Source organism: Cryobacterium sp. RTC2.1 (assembly GCF_035018685.1).
GTDB classification, from domain to species: Bacteria; Actinomycetota; Actinomycetes; order Actinomycetales; family Microbacteriaceae; genus Cryobacterium; species Cryobacterium glucosi.
In genome coordinates this window covers 1-1,630 of record NZ_JASJXJ010000288.1, presented here as the reverse complement: position 1 = coordinate 1,630, position 1,630 = coordinate 1, and the positions used below count along the sequence as shown (strand labels likewise).

At 55.6% G+C, this 1,630-nt stretch carries 2 protein-coding genes; both read left to right on the top strand.

The genetic code is table 11. The features are described from left to right. Nucleotides 1-713 (top strand): hypothetical protein (locus QN357_RS18865; protein ID WP_323505384.1); only part of this gene is annotated, 713 nt, incomplete at its 5' end. A gap of 408 nt (nt 714-1,121) precedes the next feature. Then, entirely contained in the window at nt 1,122-1,577 is a 456-nt protein-coding gene (locus tag QN357_RS18860; RefSeq protein WP_323505383.1) for a hypothetical protein, read from the top strand. Nucleotides 1,578-1,630: the final 53 nt, after the last annotated feature.

The following is a 1,630-nucleotide window of genomic DNA, read 5'->3' as shown; positions in this document are numbered from 1 at the left end:
CGAACTCGCCGCCGCCTAAGCTAGAACAACTGACCCGCATGGTGTTGAGAAACTCCACCACTCAGCGGGACGTGACCAGACGACGCTGGGGATATTACCTCCCGGCGCTGGCGCTCATCTTCATTTTGGCTGGCCCAGGATTGCGCGGCACCCCATCAGAGATGTTCGTGAACTTCATGTTCATAGTCGTTGGGGTACCCGTATTCGTACTCGTGATTGGCATTCCCTTCGGAGCGGCGCAGCGTCACTTGTATTCGATCCTGCATAACGCCAATCCTTCATTGTCGTTCGTGATCATTCGCTTATCGCCCGCGCTCGCTTCTGAGATCAAGGACATAAGTGGCATCAGCATCGGCTATCCCACACCGATGAACGCGTCTCTCGCTTTTGTTGACGCTGGGAGTCGATTTGAACTGTGGCGGTTGCGTCGCGGAGGGCCAGAGAGGGTCCTAAGAATTCCATGGTCGAATGTGTCGTCAGTCGAAATTGCGACCGTGACTCATAGGGAAAGCATCGAGCGGGCCGTTGAAGTGAAAGGGTCTCTAGATGGAAGAGCCTTTCAGATCGGGCTCCCGCCACAGCGCCGCGGGGATTGGCTCTTTCGCCCGCAGGGAGACAAAGACTTTGACGCCTTCTTTCATTCAGTTCGGACCTCTCGAAATCTTTCGCGCGATGCAGGACACCCTCATCCGATGGGGGATAGTGCCACGTAGGAATTTGACGTTTCGGATCAATTGGACGAATAAAAGCCGTGTGCGCCATAGGTGCTGGAGTGCGTTCACGACCACTACTAACCCGAGCCCTTCCCCGTGGCCGTGAAGTCAGCATCACCGCAAAATGCGGGAAAGCGGTCATCATCGCCGGCACCGGCGGCAACCATGTCTGGCTGTCGCCCAGGGGATCTTAATCGGAGGGGACTACAAATTGCACTGGTTTGTGTCTCCGGCCCATAAATATACCTGGCCGCCGGATCCGCCGACTCGATTTAGCTTGAGTCAAGATGACATGAACAGAGACATTCAAATTAGTCGACGTGAGAAATGAGGTCCGTCCCCATGCGAACACGTCGTGCCCGAGTCACGACGGCAATTGCCGCTCTCGTCGTTGGCGCAATCGGGCTCGTGGGCCGAAGCATCCAAGCGGCGCAGCGGGGCGACGTCGATCTCTTGCGACTGACTGCGATTTCTTGCCTCGTCGGAGCCGCCGTATTTCTTGTCGTCATTCTGGCTCTGTTCGCAAGCTATATGCCCGCGCAAATTTGTGCGCGCCTTTTGCGCAAGATCTATCCGGATCGCCTCGTCCTCGCTGCCAGCATGAAATTCGCAGGCGAACTTGGAGATTTTGACAAGTCGTCACTTGGCGCGGGTGATCATCGGCCACCGGTCTATCAATTTGCAGTGATGGCGACAGATCAGGACATCACCTTCTGGGCAGGCGTTCGACAATTGCGAAAATTCTTGCAAATTCCTTGGTCCTTGGTGAAGGATGTCCGCGTTGATCAAGACCAAGAACTGGACAAACGCTATCTGCCATTGAGTATTGAGTTTTTCGATTGTGCTGTCTCGGGACGTCCCTGACACTTCATGTCTCGGGACGTCCCTGACACTCGGGTCGGGATGTTGCGGGCTCG